Source organism: Janibacter terrae (assembly GCF_039636765.1).
In the GTDB taxonomy this organism is placed as follows: domain Bacteria; phylum Actinomycetota; class Actinomycetes; order Actinomycetales; family Dermatophilaceae; genus Janibacter; species Janibacter terrae.
In genome coordinates this window covers 576,526-590,582 of the sequence record NZ_CP144167.1, presented here as the reverse complement: position 1 = coordinate 590,582, position 14,057 = coordinate 576,526, and the positions used below count along the sequence as shown (strand labels likewise).

The 14,057-nt window shown below is 73.8% G+C and carries 16 protein-coding genes; 10 read left to right on the top strand and 6 right to left on the bottom strand.

Annotated features, from left to right (window positions below; genetic code table 11):
• Positions 1-59: 59 nt before the first annotated feature.
• Entirely contained in the window at positions 60-1,364 is a 1,305-nt protein-coding gene (locus V3C34_RS02960; protein WP_346008026.1) for a hypothetical protein, read from the top strand.
• 28 nt (positions 1,365-1,392) lie between these two features.
• A complete protein-coding gene (locus tag V3C34_RS02955) occupies positions 1,393-1,905 on the top strand; it encodes a GyrI-like domain-containing protein (RefSeq protein WP_068327334.1) in 513 nt (170 codons plus the stop codon).
• Here V3C34_RS02955 and V3C34_RS02950 read toward each other — a convergent pair whose 3' ends face one another.
• Both V3C34_RS02950 and V3C34_RS02945 read right to left on the bottom strand, forming a co-directional pair.
• Complete coding sequence (locus V3C34_RS02950; RefSeq protein ID WP_346008025.1) at positions 1,906-2,739, bottom strand: SDR family oxidoreductase; 834 nt, start codon at positions 2,737-2,739, stop codon at positions 1,906-1,908.
• Positions 2,736-3,050 (bottom strand): hypothetical protein, encoded by a 315-nt coding sequence (locus V3C34_RS02945; protein ID WP_068327340.1) that lies wholly within the window; start codon positions 3,048-3,050, stop codon positions 2,736-2,738. The genes V3C34_RS02950 and V3C34_RS02945 overlap by 4 nt, the downstream gene beginning before the upstream one ends.
• 74 nt (positions 3,051-3,124) lie before the next feature.
• Between V3C34_RS02945 and V3C34_RS02940 the strand changes: the two genes are divergently transcribed.
• Both V3C34_RS02940 and V3C34_RS02935 read left to right on the top strand, forming a co-directional pair.
• Positions 3,125-4,303, top strand: a complete 1,179-nt coding sequence (locus V3C34_RS02940) for a thiolase family protein (RefSeq protein WP_068327343.1) — start codon at positions 3,125-3,127, stop codon at positions 4,301-4,303.
• Complete coding sequence (locus V3C34_RS02935) at positions 4,303-5,049, top strand: enoyl-CoA hydratase/isomerase family protein (protein ID WP_346008024.1); 747 nt, start codon at positions 4,303-4,305, stop codon at positions 5,047-5,049. The genes V3C34_RS02940 and V3C34_RS02935 overlap by 1 nt, the downstream gene beginning before the upstream one ends.
• Positions 5,050-5,124: 75 nt before the next feature.
• Here the strand turns inward: V3C34_RS02935 and V3C34_RS02930 are convergent, their stop codons facing one another.
• Positions 5,125-5,622 (bottom strand): DUF4395 domain-containing protein, encoded by a 498-nt coding sequence (locus tag V3C34_RS02930; RefSeq protein WP_346008023.1) that lies wholly within the window; start codon positions 5,620-5,622, stop codon positions 5,125-5,127.
• 87 nt (positions 5,623-5,709) lie between these two features.
• Between V3C34_RS02930 and V3C34_RS02925 the strand changes: the two genes are divergently transcribed.
• Positions 5,710-6,174 carry an aminoacyl-tRNA deacylase gene (locus V3C34_RS02925; RefSeq protein WP_068327350.1) on the top strand — a complete coding sequence of 155 codons (465 nt, stop codon included), beginning with the start codon at positions 5,710-5,712 and terminating at the stop codon, positions 6,172-6,174.
• Between the two features lie 105 nt (positions 6,175-6,279).
• Here the strand turns inward: V3C34_RS02925 and V3C34_RS02920 are convergent, their stop codons facing one another.
• Positions 6,280-7,038 carry an SDR family NAD(P)-dependent oxidoreductase gene (locus V3C34_RS02920; RefSeq protein ID WP_346008022.1) on the bottom strand — a complete coding sequence of 253 codons (759 nt, stop codon included), beginning with the start codon at positions 7,036-7,038 and terminating at the stop codon, positions 6,280-6,282.
• A gap of 92 nt (positions 7,039-7,130) precedes the next feature.
• Between V3C34_RS02920 and V3C34_RS02915 the strand changes: the two genes are divergently transcribed.
• The 5 genes from V3C34_RS02915 to V3C34_RS02895 all read left to right on the top strand — a co-directional run bounded on the left by V3C34_RS02915 (position 7,131) and on the right by V3C34_RS02895 (position 11,473).
• Complete coding sequence (locus V3C34_RS02915; RefSeq protein WP_346008021.1) at positions 7,131-8,087, top strand: 5,10-methylenetetrahydrofolate reductase; 957 nt, start codon at positions 7,131-7,133, stop codon at positions 8,085-8,087.
• 33 nt (positions 8,088-8,120) lie between these two features.
• Complete coding sequence (locus V3C34_RS02910; RefSeq protein ID WP_346008020.1) at positions 8,121-8,963, top strand: SMP-30/gluconolactonase/LRE family protein; 843 nt, start codon at positions 8,121-8,123, stop codon at positions 8,961-8,963.
• Between the two features lie 9 nt (positions 8,964-8,972).
• On the top strand, positions 8,973-9,620 hold the full coding sequence (locus V3C34_RS02905) for a hypothetical protein (RefSeq protein ID WP_068425193.1): 648 nt from the start codon (positions 8,973-8,975) through the stop codon (positions 9,618-9,620).
• Positions 9,621-9,689: 69 nt separating this feature from the next.
• On the top strand, positions 9,690-10,838 hold the full coding sequence (locus tag V3C34_RS02900; RefSeq protein ID WP_346008019.1) for an LLM class flavin-dependent oxidoreductase: 1,149 nt from the start codon (positions 9,690-9,692) through the stop codon (positions 10,836-10,838).
• Positions 10,835-11,473, top strand: a complete 639-nt coding sequence (locus V3C34_RS02895; RefSeq protein WP_068327364.1) for an FMN reductase — start codon at positions 10,835-10,837, stop codon at positions 11,471-11,473. The genes V3C34_RS02900 and V3C34_RS02895 overlap by 4 nt, the downstream gene beginning before the upstream one ends.
• A gap of 124 nt (positions 11,474-11,597) precedes the next feature.
• Here V3C34_RS02895 and V3C34_RS02890 read toward each other — a convergent pair whose 3' ends face one another.
• Entirely contained in the window at positions 11,598-13,079 is a 1,482-nt protein-coding gene (locus V3C34_RS02890) for a hypothetical protein (RefSeq protein WP_346008018.1), read from the bottom strand.
• 31 nt (positions 13,080-13,110) lie between these two features.
• Positions 13,111-14,031 carry a nitronate monooxygenase gene (locus V3C34_RS02885; protein ID WP_346008017.1) on the bottom strand — a complete coding sequence of 307 codons (921 nt, stop codon included), beginning with the start codon at positions 14,029-14,031 and terminating at the stop codon, positions 13,111-13,113.
• Positions 14,032-14,057 lie beyond the last annotated feature (26 nt).

The following is a 14,057-nucleotide window of genomic DNA, read 5'->3' as shown; positions in this document are numbered from 1 at the left end:
CGCGGCCCGTGCTGGCACACGCTCCCTTCGCCCCTGGGCACCGGTACCGTGACGGGGTGATGGGCGACACGCCACAGCCGCCGAGCCGGCGCACCCTCGTGACCGGCTCGCTCGGCGCGGTCGCCCTCGCCGCGACCGGCACGGGCGGTCTGGCCCTGTACCGCGACCGTCACGAGGTGCCCGCGTCCTACGGGCTCACCGTGGCCATGCGCTCGACCAGCGGCCCGTGGCGGCAGACCCGCGAGATCGTCCCCGCCGACGGCCTCGAGCTGCTCCTCCCGGGCACCCGCGTGCTCGCCGGCCCCGAGCAGGAGCGCCTGCTCGACGCGCAGGAGGAATGGCTCGGCAGCGTCGCGCTCCCGGACCACGTGCCGGGGACCCCGCGCGACCTCTTCCGCCAGGCCGCCCTCGACGTGTGGGTGCTCTCCGCCGGCCTGCCGATGGCCGTCGCCGGGTGGTCGCCGATGTGGCGGCACGCCTGGCCCCGCGACACCGCGCACGTCGCCGTCGCCCTCCACCACCTCGGGGACGCGAAGGGGGCGACCCGCCAGCTCTCCGCCCTCGCCTCCCGCGTCGGCCGGGCCGCACGGATCGAGGCGCGCTACGCGCTCGACGGGGGCACACCGGACGACCGGCCACCGCAGGACGACGGCTTCGGCTGGGTGCTGTGGGCCGCGCACACGACCGCCGGCTCATGGCGGGGCGATGCGCACGGACCGCGGGTCGAGGCGCTCGTGCGGCACTGCGCCGCGACCCTGCTCACGCGCCTCGACGACGACGGGCTGCCGCTCCCTTCGCCCGACTACTGGGAGCTGGAGGCCGACCACCTCACGCTCGGCACGGCCGCACCCCTGCTCGTCGGGCTCGAGCGCGCGGTGCAGCTGCTCGGGCCGAGCCGGCTGCGCGAGCGCTGCGCCGCCGCGGCCGAGCGGATGGCGACGCGCATCGACGAGACCTTCGGCGCGCGGGGATGGCCCCGCGAGATCGCCGGCGGGAGCAGCGACACCGCGGTCGCCTTCATGCTGCCGCCCTACCGCCTGACCGACCGCGCAGACCTGCGGGCCGCGCTCGACCGGGCCGCCGAGCAGATGCGCCGACCCAACGGGGGCTACGCGCCCGGGGGCGGCTGGCGAGAGGACGGGGTCGCCTGGACCCCGGAGACCGCGGTGCTCGCCGCGGCGTGGGCGACCTCGGAGGCGACCCGGGACCGGGCCCGCGAGACGCTCGTCTGGCTCGCCCGTCACCGCACCTCCGCCGGGTCGCTCCCGGAGAAGGTGCGCGACGACGGGTCCCCCGCCGGGCCGTCACCGCTCGCCTGGACGGCCGCTGTCACCCTCACGGCGGGGGCCAGCGTGGGAGGGTGAAGGACCCCACCACCCCGAGGAGGACCTCGTGAGCGACACCCCCACCCACCCGGCCGCGCCCCACGAGCAGGTCACCTACCTGAGCACCCAGGCGGTCCCGACCGTCGTCCGGCTGGCCGAGGACGTCCTGCCCGGTGACCTGGCAGGGATCTTCGACGAGAGCTTCGGCGCGCTCGTGCCCGCCCTGCAGGAGAAGGGGATCCAGGTCGCCGGACCCGCCTTCTCCATGCACCGCCGCATGCCGGGGGCGACGATGACCTTCGAGCTGGGCTTCCCGCTCGCCGCGCCCCTCGACGGCGAGCTCGAGGCGGGCGGCATCGCCTTCCATCCCTCGGTCCTGCCCGCGACCCAGGTGGCGACGATGTCCTACCTCGGCGGCTACGACGGGCTGGGACAGGCGTGGTCCCGCCTCATGCAGCAGGCCGCCGCCGACGGCCGGCAGCCGGCGCTGCCCTTCTGGGAGGTCTACGTCACCGAGCCGCGGCCCGACATGGACCCGAGCACGCTGCGGACCGACCTGTTCCTGCCGTACGAGGGCTGATCAGCCGCCCAGCACCTCGCGCAGCGGCGTGGCCGGGTGCCCGGTCAACGCCTCGACGTCACCGATCACCTCGGCGTGCTCGTCCGCGGCGATCGCGGTGTACGTCGAGATCCACCCGGCGACCTCCCACTCGGGGGCGCCGTAGGCCGCCCGGGAGGCGCGGGCCTCGGCGAGGGTCTCGTCGACGTACCTGATGTCACGCCCCTCGACCTCACCGAGGATCGTCGCGATCTCCGTGAAGGACAGGGCTGCCGGCCCCGTGAGCGTGTACGTGGCACCGGCGTGCGCAGCCGGGTCGGCGAGGACCGCTGCGGCGGCATCGGCGATGTCGTCCTGCGCGACGACGGCCACCCGACCGTCACCGCCGGGACCGCGGATGGCACCGTCCTCGCCGACGAGGCCGGGCATGAAGTCGGCGTAGAAGCCGTCCCGCAGGAAGGTCCACGTCATGCCGGACGCCCGGATCGCGTCCTCGGTCACCGCGTGGTCGCGGGCGAAGGTGAAGGTCGACCCCGGGCTCGCCCCCTGGAAGGACAGGTAGACGAGGTGCCGCACCCCGGCGGCAGCCGCAGCGTCGACGAAGGTGCGGTGCTGCTCGGCCCGGTCCGCCGCCTCCGAGGCGGAGACCATGAAGGCGGTCTCGACGCCCTCGAGCGCCGCGCGCACCGCCGGACCATCGGCGAAGGGGGCCACCACGGCACTCGACCTCGGCAGGTCGGGTGCCCGGTCGGGGTCGCGGACGAGGAGGCGCAGGGGGACCCCCTTCGTCGCGAGGCGCTGCGCCACCCGACCACCGATGCGACCGGTCGCGCCGGTGAGGGCGACGGGGGTCATCGCCGGTCGGAGAGCACGTACGAGGCGGCGGCGGACAGGGCGGCGACGCCGAGGACGGCCGGCCAGGCGCCGACCTTCTTGGCGAGCGGGTGCGAGGCGCCGAAGCCGCCGAGGTAGATCGCCGACAGCGCCGCGGTGGTCGCGGGGTCGGTCTTGGCCAGCCAGCTCCGGCCGGCGAGCAGGCCGGCCCCGCCGAGGACGAGGCCGCCGAGCGGGCGGATGCCGCTCTCGCGCGCGGTGAGGTAACCGCCGACCAGCCCGAGGGCGGTCACGGGGGCGGTTTGGACGAGGTGAGCGTCACGAAGTGCCATGCGGACAAGGCTACGACCGGGGCGAAGGGGGATGGGATGCTGCCGTGAGCACTGCACCCGACCCTGGAGCCACCATGAGCAACGAGAAGATCGTCGTCGTCGACGGCGCCCGCACCCCCACCGGCAGCTTCGGTGGCATGTTCAAGGACGTCCCGGGCCACGAGCTCGGCGCGACCGCGAGCCGCGAGGCGCTGCGCCGCGCCGGCGTCGCGGGCGAGGACATCTCCGAGGTCGTCATGGGCTGCATCGGCCAGGTCGGCCCTGACGCCTACAACGCGCGGCGCGTCGCCGTGACCGCCGGCCTGCCCGCGAATGTCCCGGCCTACACGGTCAACCGGCTCTGCGGCTCCGGCCTGCAGGCCATCTGGTCCGCCGCGATGGAGATGCGCTGGAACGACCTCGACTTCACCCTCGCCGGCGGCGACGAGTCCATGACCCGGATGCCGTTCTACGACTTCGGCGCCCGCAACGGGTACCGGCTCGGCAACCGCCAGCTGCAGGACGGCACCGTCCTCATGCTCACCGACCCCTTCCACGACATCCACATGGGCGTCACCGCGGAGAACGTCGCGAAGAAGTACGGCGTCTCCCGCGAGGAGCAGGACGAGTTCGCGCTGGAGTCGCAGCGCCGCGCGGCGACCCCGGAGGCGCGGGCCGCCTTCGCCGAGGAGATCACCCCGGTCGAGGTCGGTGGCCGCAAGCCCTTCACCGCCGACACGGACGAGCACCCCAAGCCGGACACCACCCTCGAGACCCTCGCCCGGCTCCGCCCGGCCTTCACCAAGGACGGCACCGTCACGGCCGGCAACGCCTCGGGGATCAACGACGGCGCCGGTGTCGTCGTCCTCGGCCGCGAGTCGGCCGTGCAGGAGCGCGGGCTGAGCGGGCTCGTCAGCCTGGAGGCCGTGACGACCGCCGCGATGGAGCCGGAGCTCATGGGCTACGCGCCGACGCTCGCGCTCAAGGCCCTCTTCGACAAGACCGGGCTGCAGCCGTCCGACATCGGGGTCATCGAGCTCAACGAGGCCTTCGCCTCGCAGGCCGTCGCCGTCATCCGCGACGCCGGCCTCGACCCCGCGCAGGTCAACCCCTACGGCGGGGCCATCGCGCTCGGCCACCCCGTCGGCGCGACCGGTGGCATCCTCACGGTCCGCGCCGCCAAGCACATGGTCCGCGCGGACCTCGAGTACGGCATCGTCACGATGTGCATCGGTGGCGGCCAGGCCCTCGCGGCGCTCTTCCGGCGGATCTGATGGCGGCCGTCGAGTACTCCGTCGCCGACGGGGTCGCACGCATCCTGCTCAACCGGCCGGAGGCGTCCAACACCATCGACATGGCGCTGGCCACCGGTCTGCGCGGAGCGGTGGCCGCGGCCGCGGAGGACGACGCCGTGCGCGCGGTCCTGCTCACCGGGGCCGGGAAGCGCTTCTGCAGCGGCGGCGACATCCGCAGCTTCGTCGACGAGGAGGACCCTGCCTACCTGCAGCGGCTCGCCGAGGAGGCCGGCGCCGCGGTCATCGCGCTCGAGGACCTCGCCAAGCCGGTCGTGACGGCCGTGCAGGGCGCCGTCGCCGGCGGGGGCCTCGGGATCATGCTGGGTGGGGACGTGGTCGTCGCCCAGGAGGGCACGAAGTTCGTCTTCGCCTACCCGGCGATCGGCCTGACGCCGGACTGCGGTGCCTCGTACCTGCTGCCGCGCGCGATCGGCCAGCAGCGGGCGCTCGCCTTCGCCCTCTCGGGTCGGCCGATGTCGGCCCAGGACGCGCTGGCCCAGGGTCTGGTGGCCGAGGTCGTCGAGGACGCGCAGGCCCGCGCGCTCGAGCTGGCGACGAGCCTCGCGAAGGGGGCGGCCGGCGCCTTCGGTGACAGCCGCCGTCTGCTGCGCGCCTCGTGGACCCGGGACCGGGCCGCGTCCGCCGTCGACGAGGCCGCGACCCTGAGCAGCCGTGGGCAGGGCGAGGAGGCCCGGGCGCTCTTCGCGCAGTTCCTCGGCCGCTGACCCGCTCCCGCTCGCCCGTTCGTCTGCATTCCCCTAGGGCAATGCAGACGAACGGTCGCGAGAGCCCGCATTGCCCTAGGGCAATGCAGAGGGCTGGGGTCGGCGAAGGGAGATGTCCGCGCAGGCCTCGCAGGTGTCCTCGGGGACGACGCCCCAGCGCATGAGGTGGCCGAAGGCGAAGCAGCCGGCGCAGAAGCCGAGCGCCGCCTCCAGGATGGCGAAGAGGGTGAGGACGCCGAGGACGATGCCGGCAGCCATCGTCTGACCGAACCCGAGAGCGAGCACGGCCGCCGTCGTCGAGAAGGCGGCACCAATGCCCTGGGCGAAGCGCTTGGGCGGGCCGGGCGAGAACCTGGGCGCACCCAGACGGGGCCCGATGACCCTCATCGCGAGCCAGCCGAGGGGGCTGAGGCGCGGACCCGCCAGCACCCGGCCGAGGAACCCGAGCGCGAGCGGCACGGTGAGCCACCACCAGCCGGTCACGAGCGTCAGCACGCTCAGCAGCACGACGCCGGTCGCGACCGTGCGCGCCGCCTTCTCGTTGACCGGGTCGGGGAAGTCGAAGAAGCCCATGCCGTCAAGCATAAGAGCATGTTTGGCCAGACATAACATCCTGTGATGCACGAGACGGCCCGGGTCCCCCAGTCGTAGGGTCGGATCATGGACGGCACCCGGGCGACGCAGGCCCTGAGCGACAGCGGCATCGAGCACACGATCACGCGGCACGGCAAGGTGCGCTCCCTCGAGGAGGCAGCCGCCGCCCGCGGGGTCGAGCCGCGCGACATCATCAAGACCCTCGTGGTGCGAAGGGGGGAGGGCGACCACCTCTTCGTCCTCGTCCCCGGCGACCGCCAGATCTCCTGGCCGAAGCTGCGCACCCTCCTCTCCGTCAACCGGATCTCGTTGCCGGACAAGGAGGTCGCGCAGGAGGTGACCGGCTACGAGAGGGGCACGATCACCCCCTTCGGCTCCCTGACCGCGCTGCCGGTGATCGCCGACACGACCGTCGCCGGTCGCACCGTCTCGATCGGCGCCGGCGAGCACGGCCTCGCCGCCACCCTCGACGCGGACGCGATGATCGCCCACCTCGGCGCGCAGGTCGCCGACGTCACCGAGCCGGCCTGACCCTTCGAGACGCTTGCTGCGCAAGCTCCTCAGGGAGCGGGACGGCGCTGCGCAAGCTCCTCAGGGAGCGGGACGGCGCTGCGCAAGCTCCTCAGGGAGCGGGGGTCAGCGGGGGGCCATGCGCAGCGAGCCGTCCATGCGGATGACCTCGCCGTTGAGGTAGTCGTGGTCGATGATCGCGAGCGCGAGCTGGGCGTACTCGTCGGGGCGGGCGAGGCGCTGCGGGAAGGGGACGCCGGCGGCGAGGCCCGCGCGGAACTCCTCGGAGACCGTCGCGAGCATCGGGGTCTCGACGATGCCGGGCGCGATCGTCATCACGCGGATGCCGTGCTGGGCGAGGTCGCGCGCGGCGGGCAGGGTGAGGCCGACGATGCCGCCCTTGCTCGAGGCGTACGCGGCCTGACCGACCTGGCCGTCGTAGGCGGCGATCGAGGCGGTGTTGATGACGATGCCGCGGGCGCCGTCCTCGAGGGGCTCGGTGGCCGCGATCCTCTCCGCGGCGAGCGTCATGACGTTGAAGGAGCCGATGAGGTTGACCTGGACGACCTTGGCGTAGAAGGCGAGGTCGTGCGGGCCCTTCTTGCCGAGGATGCGCATCGAGGGGCCGATGCCGGCACAGCTGACGACGGTGCGCAGCGGCACGCCCGCACCGGCGACGGTGTCGACGGCGGCCTGGACCTGCTCCGGGTCGGTGACGTCGACCGCGACGTACTCGACGCCCTCGACCTGCGGCGCGGTCTCGACGGCGGTCGGCAGGTCGAAGGCGTAGACCTTCGCCCCGGCCGCGGCGAGCGCGGAAGCGGTGGCGGCGCCGAGGCCCGAGGCCCCGCCGGTGACGACGGCTGCGGTGTCCGTGATCTGCATGCTTCTCCTTCGACGAGGCCGGGATGGCTCGGGCCGAGCCTAACCAGCGGACGGCCCCGCGGGTGCCCCTCCCGGGCGGATAGCGTGCAGCCATGGAGCAGCCCGAGCCGGAGTCGCACACCCCCTCCCCCGGAGCCTTCCCCGCGCCCGCGCGCAACCCCCGGGAGGTCCTGCTCTTCGGCCTGACGCCCCCGCGCGCCGAGACCGCCCCCGAGCGCGTCGCCGAGATCGCCGCCCGGACGCTCGAGCGCGTCGAGGCGCTGCCCGTCGACGCGCTCGTGCTCTACGACATCACCGACGAGGCCGACCGCAACGACGCCCCGCGACCCTTCCCCTTCGCCGCGATGCTCGACCCGGGCGAGTACCTGTGCCGGCAGCTGCACCGCTGGGACCGTCCGGCGATCGTCTACCGCGCGGTCGGCAAGTACGCCCAGGACGAGCTGCGCACGTGGCTGGAGTCCGCGCCGGACAACGTGCTGACGGTCTTCGTCGGGTCCTCGACGCGCGACGCCGAGATGCGCACCAGCCTCGCGGAGGCGGTGGAGCTGCACCGCACGGTGCGCCCCCTCCTGCCGCTCGGTGGCGTGACGATCCCCGAGCGCCACGCCGGGCGCGGCGACGAGCACGAGCGGATCCTGCGCAAGCAGCACGCCGGGTCGAGCTTCTTCATCAGCCAGATCGTCTACGACATCGGTGCCGCCAAGAACCTCGCGTCCGACTACCGCTACGCGGTCGTGGAGGACCGGCTCGACCCGGCGCCGCTGATCTTCACGCTCTCGCTGTGCGGGTCGCCCAAGACGCTGCAGTTCCTCGAGTGGCTCGGGGTCGACGTGCCGAGCTGGGTGCGCAACGAGATCCTCCACGCCGACGACCCGCTCGCCTGGTCCAAGCTCCACGCGCTCAACGCCGCACGCGAGCTGTCCAGCTTCTGCCGCTACCTCGGCATCCCCTTCGGCTTCAACATCGAGTCCGTCTCCAGCCGCAAGGTCGAGATCGAGGCGGCCGTGGAGCTGACGCACCAGATCGCGGAGCTGCTCGAGCGGGACTGAGCCGGACCACGGCCCCCGGCTAGCCTCGAGGGCATGCGCGCCACCCGCCTCACCGATGCCGTCGCCCACCACGCCGAAGGCCCCTGCTGGTGGCCCGGGTGGGGCGGCCTGCGCTGGGTCGACATGCTCGCCGGCGACGTCCTCGCCCTCGACGACAGCGGCGCGATCTCCCGCACCCACGTCGGCGACGTCGCCGCGATGATCCGGCCCCGCGCGGGCGGGGGCGCGGTCATCGCGGTCGAGCGGGGCCTGGCGCTCGCCGACGAGGACTGGCGGGTGGACCCCCTTCGCCCGCTGTGGACCACGGACGCGGTCCGGATGAACGAGGGCGGGGTCGCGCCCGACGGCACCCTCTACGTCGGGTCGATGGCCTACGACCAGGCGAAGGGGGCCGCGCGCCTCTACCGCGTCGGCGCCGACCTGTCCGTCGAGACCGCGCTGCCCGCCGTGACGGTCTCCAACGGCATCGACTGGTCACCGGACGGGACGCTCGCCTACTACGACGACACGGCGACCGGCCGGATCACGGTCTTCGACTGGACGCCGGAGGGCGGGCTGGTCGACGGGCGGACCTTCGCGGACGTCGACGGCAACCCCGACGGCCTGACCGTCGATGCCGAAGGGGGTGTCTGGACCGCTCTCTTCGGCGCCGGCCGGGTGGAACGCCGCTCCCCCGACGGGACGCTCGACGCGGTGGTCGAGGTCGGCGCGCGGCAGGTGACCGCGTGCACCTTCGGGGGCGCGGACCTGGACGAGCTGTACATCACGACCTCGCGGGAGGGGCTGGACGAGGGTGAGGACCCGGCCGCCGGGTCGGTCTTCGTCGCGTCCCCGGGGGTGCGCGGGAAGGGGGTCACCCCCTTCGCGCGGTCCTAGTCTGGATCGATGAGGACTCTGGGTGTCATCCGTGACGGCGGTGCCGAGCTGGGCGGCCACGCGCTGTCGGTGCTGATCAACAGGATCTACGGCCGTGGCGGAGCCAGGCCCCTGCATCCCGACGGGGAGGTCTTCCGGGGGACGTGGTCCGTGACCGAGGACGCGGAGGTACCCGTCGGTGTCGCCGTGTGCGACCAGCAGGGCACGTGGACCTGCGTGGTGCGACGCAGTCGCGCCATCGGGCTGCCCGCCGGGACCCCTGACATCGAGGGCATCGCGGTACACCTCGACGGGCCGTCCGGAGGAGACCTCCTGCTCGCCGGCACCGGCAGCGGGCGCGTCAGCCGCCACCTGCTGCTGCCGCGCGTGTCCGCCGGCACGTGCTCGACCCTCGTGCCGATGGCCACGGGCACCGGACCCCTGCTCCTGCGCCTGACGCCGCGGGGTACGGCCGCCACGGCCTGGGAGCTGTCGTGGTCGAGACCAGGAGGACGGTGGCACACCTTCGGCAGCCTGACCCTCGATGGCGACGCGGCACCCGCGGACCCCTTCGACCCTGTGGACGAGCTGCCCCGGGGGCTGAGCCAGTACCGGGCCATGGCCCTGCTGCGCCGGCCCTCGTACGTCCAGGCCGCCCGGCAGAGATCCACCCGCTGACCATGGAATGGAACCGAGGGGCCCCCTGTTGGTATAGTTGAATCATCAACAACCCAGGAGGCAGCGGTCATGCAGTTCGGCATCTTCACCGTCGGTGACGTCACGATGGACCCCACGACCGGCCGCACGCCGAGCGAGGGCGAGCGCATCGACGCGATCACGCAGATCGCGCTCAAGGCCGAGGAGGTCGGGCTCGACGTCTTCGCGACGGGCGAGCACCACAACCCTCCCTTCGTCCCGTCGGCACCGACGACCCACCTCGCCTGGATCGCGGCGAAGACCGAGCGGCTCAAGCTCTCCACGTCCACGACCCTCATCACGACGACCGACCCCGTGCGCATCGCCGAGGACTACGCCTTCCTCCAGCACCTGTCCGGCGGCCGTCTGGACCTGATGATGGGCCGCGGCAACACCGGCCCCGTCTACCCGTGGTTCGGCAAGGACATCCGCCAGGGCATCCCGCTGGCGGTCGAGAACTACCACCTGCTGCGCCGCCTGTGGCGCGAGGAGTCGGTGAGCTGGAAGGGCCAGTTCCGCACGCCCCTTCAGGGCTTCACCTCGACCCCCCGACCGCTGGACGGCGTCGCCCCCTTCGTCTGGCACGGGTCGATCCGCTCCACCGAGATCGCCGAGCAGGCCGCCTTCTACGGCGACGGGTTCTTCCACAACAACATCTTCTGGAACCTCGAGCACACCGCCCAGATGGTCGAGCTGTACCGCCGCCGCTTCGAGCACTACGGCCACGGTGACGCCAGCCAGGCGATCGTCGGGCTCGGCGGGCAGGCCTTCATGGCCGGCACCGAGGCGGAGGCCAAGCGGGTCTTCCGTCCGTACTTCGACAACGCGCCGGTCTACGGGCACGGTCCCTCGATGGAGGACTTCACCCGGCAGACGCCGCTCACCGTCGGCACGCCCGAGATGGTCATCGAGCGCACGCTGTCCTTCGCCGACCACGTCGGGGACTACCAGCGCCAGCTCTTCCTCATGGACCACGCCGGGCTGCCTCTGGAGATGGCCCTGGAGCAGGTCGAGCTGCTCGGCCGCGAGGTCGTGCCGGTGCTGCGCCGGGAGTTCGAGGCGCGCCGCCCCGAGGGTGTCCCGAGCGAGCCGCCCACGCATGCGTCGCTCGTCGCCGAGGGCCCCGACAGCCCGCACCGCAAGGTCGTGACCAGCCCGGTCGCGATCGCCCAGCAGGAGCGGGAGATGGCAGCCCGGTGAGCCGCCGCGTCGTCGTCATCAGCGCCGGGCTCTCGCAGCCCTCGAGCACCCGACTGCTCGCCGACCAGCTCGCGGACGCCACGCGCTCCGCGGTCGGTGGGCGGGGCGAGTCCCTCGACGTCGAGTTCGTCGAGCTGCGCGAGCTGGCCGTCGAGATGGCCGAGTCGATGGTCTCCGGAGGACGCCCCACTCCGGCCCTGGGCGCCGCCCAGCGCCAGGTCGCGGCGGCCGACGGCATCATCGCCGTCACGCCCGTCTTCACGGCCAGCTACTCCGGTCTGTTCAAGACCTTCGTCGACCTGCTCGACAAGGACGCGCTCACCGGCACGCCCGTGCTCGTCGCGGCGACCGCCGGCACGCCCCGGCACTCGTTGGTGCTCGAGCACGCCCTGCGCCCGCTCTTCGCCTACCTGCGGGCCGTCGTCGTGCCGACCGCGGTGTTCGCGGCGACCGAGGACTTCGGTGGCGAGGTCGACCTCGACCGCCGCGTGCAGCGCGCCGCCGAGGAGCTCGCCGCCCTCGTGGTGGCCGAGCGCACCGGGGTCGCCGGCTTCGCCCAGGGCGCCGACGAGCCGGGGCCCCTCGGGCCGGTGACGGACTTCAGCCAGTTGTTGCGGGGGCACGACGGGGGCTGAGGGGGCTCGTCCCAGGATTATCGGGTCACCCGATATTCATCGGGTTCCCATGAGTTTAAAACTCTTGCGAACCCGAGGTTTATCGGGTGACCCGATAATCATGAGGCGGGTGTGCCCACCACCGTCAGCCCCGCAGGCGCCGCCTCACCGAGCCGGGCAGGCCGGCCACGGCGGCGACGCCCAGGGCGGTCTTGGGCTCGTAGGCCACGCGCCACAGGCCGCCGTGGGCCGCGGCATCGCTGAAGAGCTCCTCCGGGTGCGCCCGCTGCGGCACCCCGCGGACGAGGTCGCGCACGAGCAGCGCCGCCATGAGCGGGCGCACCGTCTCCGGCCGGAAAACCTCGACGCCGAAGTGGTGCGCACCGCCGTACGCGGCCCCGAGCACCGGGTTCTTCGTCACCGAGCGCGTCCACGTGGCGGGGGCGACGTTGAAGGAGACGGTCTGCCCGCTCCCTTCGGCCGCGACGCCGCGCCAGCGCTGCAGCCGCTTGGCGAGCGAGTAGTTGGGGCCCTGCTGGGGCACGATGACGTCGGCGATCCCGGAGCGCCCCTCCGGCGCATCGCGATAGGCCGGCTCGAAGAGCCGCCCGCGCCCGACCGCGCGCGCCGGCGCCTGGACACCTCTGAGCCCGAGCCCCCGCGCGTCCCAGCGCCGCCGGGCATCGGCGACCACGTCCGGCGGCACGACGAAGGCGTCGGTCGGGGTCGCCAGCCACGCGAGCGCGGTGCCGGGGTCGGCAGCGGTCAGCTCGTCCATGAGCAGGTCGACCGCCGCCGTGAGGCGCACGTGCACCCCGGAGTCCGCGTACGCGTGCATCCCGACGGCCAGGGGCAGGTCGCCCTGCTGCCGCCGGACCCACTCGAGGACCTGCGGCAGCTGGTGGACGACGTCGCCGCCCTCCTCACCGGCCGGGTCGACGGGGAAGGTCAGCGTGCCCGCGCCGCGGGAGGCCAGGCCCTTCTTGTACCGCCAGGCGCGGCTGCGCGGCAGGTCGATCGCGAGCACGTCGGCGCCCCAGGACAGCAGGGTCTCGAGCGGCCCCATCTCGGCGCCGGCACCGATGAGCAGCGCGCGGTGGCCCGGCAGCGCGAGCCACTCCGGGTGGTCGACGACCTCCTCGACCGCCGCCGCGAAGGAGGGTTCGACGATCCCGCGGTCCACCCACGCGGCGAGCTGACCGCGCAGCTCATCGCCGGCGAGCTCGCGCCCCTCGTAGGGCACCCGCAGCTCGGTGACCGGCCGCGCGGTGCCCCGCACGGACTCGGTCCCGAAGGTCGCCTCGCTCGCCCCGCCCGGCTCCGCCTCCTCGAGCGGCACCTCGGCACCGCCCGCGTCGACGAGCACCATCCGGCGGCGCATCGAGGCCAGCCCGTCGGCCGCGATGCGGGTCGCGGCGTCGGGCGAGGCGGCGCTGGCGAGCGTCACCGCGTGGACGAGATCGGCGTAGTCCTTGCGCCAGTCGCGTGCGCCGTCGACGCGCTCGGCGAGGGCCGGGTCGACGCCGCGGACGGAGTCCGCGAGGACCCCCTTCGTCGTCGGGGTCGTCGTCCGTCGGCCCTGGTCGTCGCTCGGGAAGTGCACGCCCGCGGAGGTCTCGTCGCTCATGCCCTCATCCTGTGGGACGAGTCACACGACATCAAATGCCGTCCGCCAGAGCCCGCACGACGGCGGCCGCGTCGGTCTCCGCGCTGAGCCGGTCGACACCGGTGCCCGCGTAGAGCGGCGCGTAGCCGGGATCGCCGGCCGCCCGCCCCGCGGCGTGCTGGGCGCGCGCCTGCGCGGTCATCGCGTCCTCGTCCCCCGCCCACTGCCGGACGAAGGGGGTCGACACGGCCCTCCCGCCGAACTCGCGCGGCCAGGCGAGGTCCTGGGCCACGTCGTGCACCCGGGAGTACGTCGTCGAGCTCGCCGCGATGATCGCGGCGCGCGCGGCCGGGGTGTTGTCGGCCTCGACGCAGGTGAGGAAGGGGGTGCCGCACCAGACCCCGGCGGCTCCCGCGGCGAGGGCCCGGGCCACGTCGCCTCCGGTAGCGATGCCGCCGGCGGCGAGGACCGGGCGGTCGGTCGCGGCGAGCGCACGGGCGAGCATGTCGGCGGTGGCCACCTCGTCACGCCCGTGTCCGCCCCCTTCGCCCCCGCGGGCCACGATGACGTCCGCGCCCGCGTCGATCGCCTCCGCCAGGTCGGCCGCGTTGCCCACCTGGCAGGCGGTGCGCAGGCCGGCCTCCCGCAGCCGGGCGACGGGCGCGGCGAGTGCGCCGAAGGACACCGACACGAGCGCCGGACGGCGCTCCCCCTCGAGCGCGAGGACGGCGTCGATCTGGTCGTCGACCTCGTCCACCCACGCCATGAGGCCGATGCCGAAGGGGGTCCCTCCCGCCCCCGCGATCGCCGCCTGCTCCGTGATCCACTCGGGTGAGGAGGCACCTCGGGCACCGATCATGCCGAGGCCGCCGGCGGCCGAGACCGCATGCGCCAGACGGCCGCCGGCGACGCCGGCCATCGGCGCGCAGACGATCGGGTGGGTGATGGCGAGGGTCCGGGTGAGCGAGGCCATGCCCTCATCATGCGTCTGCGAGCAGG

Bases quoted from the DNA above. Each gene is read 5' to 3' on its own strand.
- V3C34_RS02890 (WP_346008018.1), bottom strand. From the start codon at position 13,079: ATGAGCGACGAGACCTCCGCGGGCGTGCACTTCCCGAGCGACGACCAG.
- V3C34_RS02930 (WP_346008023.1), bottom strand. From the start codon at position 5,622: ATGGGCTTCTTCGACTTCCCCGACCCGGTCAACGAGAAGGCGGCGCGC.
- V3C34_RS02910 (WP_346008020.1), top strand. From the start codon at position 8,121: ATGCGCGCCACCCGCCTCACCGATGCCGTCGCCCACCACGCCGAAGGC.
- V3C34_RS02935 (WP_346008024.1), top strand. From the start codon at position 4,303: ATGGCGGCCGTCGAGTACTCCGTCGCCGACGGGGTCGCACGCATCCTG.
- V3C34_RS02945 (WP_068327340.1), bottom strand. From the start codon at position 3,050: ATGGCACTTCGTGACGCTCACCTCGTCCAAACCGCCCCCGTGACCGCC.
- V3C34_RS02960 (WP_346008026.1), top strand. From the start codon at position 60: ATGGGCGACACGCCACAGCCGCCGAGCCGGCGCACCCTCGTGACCGGC.
- V3C34_RS02885 (WP_346008017.1), bottom strand. From the start codon at position 14,031: ATGGCCTCGCTCACCCGGACCCTCGCCATCACCCACCCGATCGTCTGC.
- V3C34_RS02925 (WP_068327350.1), top strand. From the start codon at position 5,710: ATGGACGGCACCCGGGCGACGCAGGCCCTGAGCGACAGCGGCATCGAG.
- V3C34_RS02900 (WP_346008019.1), top strand. From the start codon at position 9,690: ATGCAGTTCGGCATCTTCACCGTCGGTGACGTCACGATGGACCCCACG.
- V3C34_RS02920 (WP_346008022.1), bottom strand. From the start codon at position 7,038: ATGCAGATCACGGACACCGCAGCCGTCGTCACCGGCGGGGCCTCGGGC.
- V3C34_RS02950 (WP_346008025.1), bottom strand. From the start codon at position 2,739: ATGACCCCCGTCGCCCTCACCGGCGCGACCGGTCGCATCGGTGGTCGG.
- V3C34_RS02915 (WP_346008021.1), top strand. From the start codon at position 7,131: ATGGAGCAGCCCGAGCCGGAGTCGCACACCCCCTCCCCCGGAGCCTTC.
- V3C34_RS02940 (WP_068327343.1), top strand. From the start codon at position 3,125: ATGAGCAACGAGAAGATCGTCGTCGTCGACGGCGCCCGCACCCCCACC.
- V3C34_RS02905 (WP_068425193.1), top strand. From the start codon at position 8,973: ATGAGGACTCTGGGTGTCATCCGTGACGGCGGTGCCGAGCTGGGCGGC.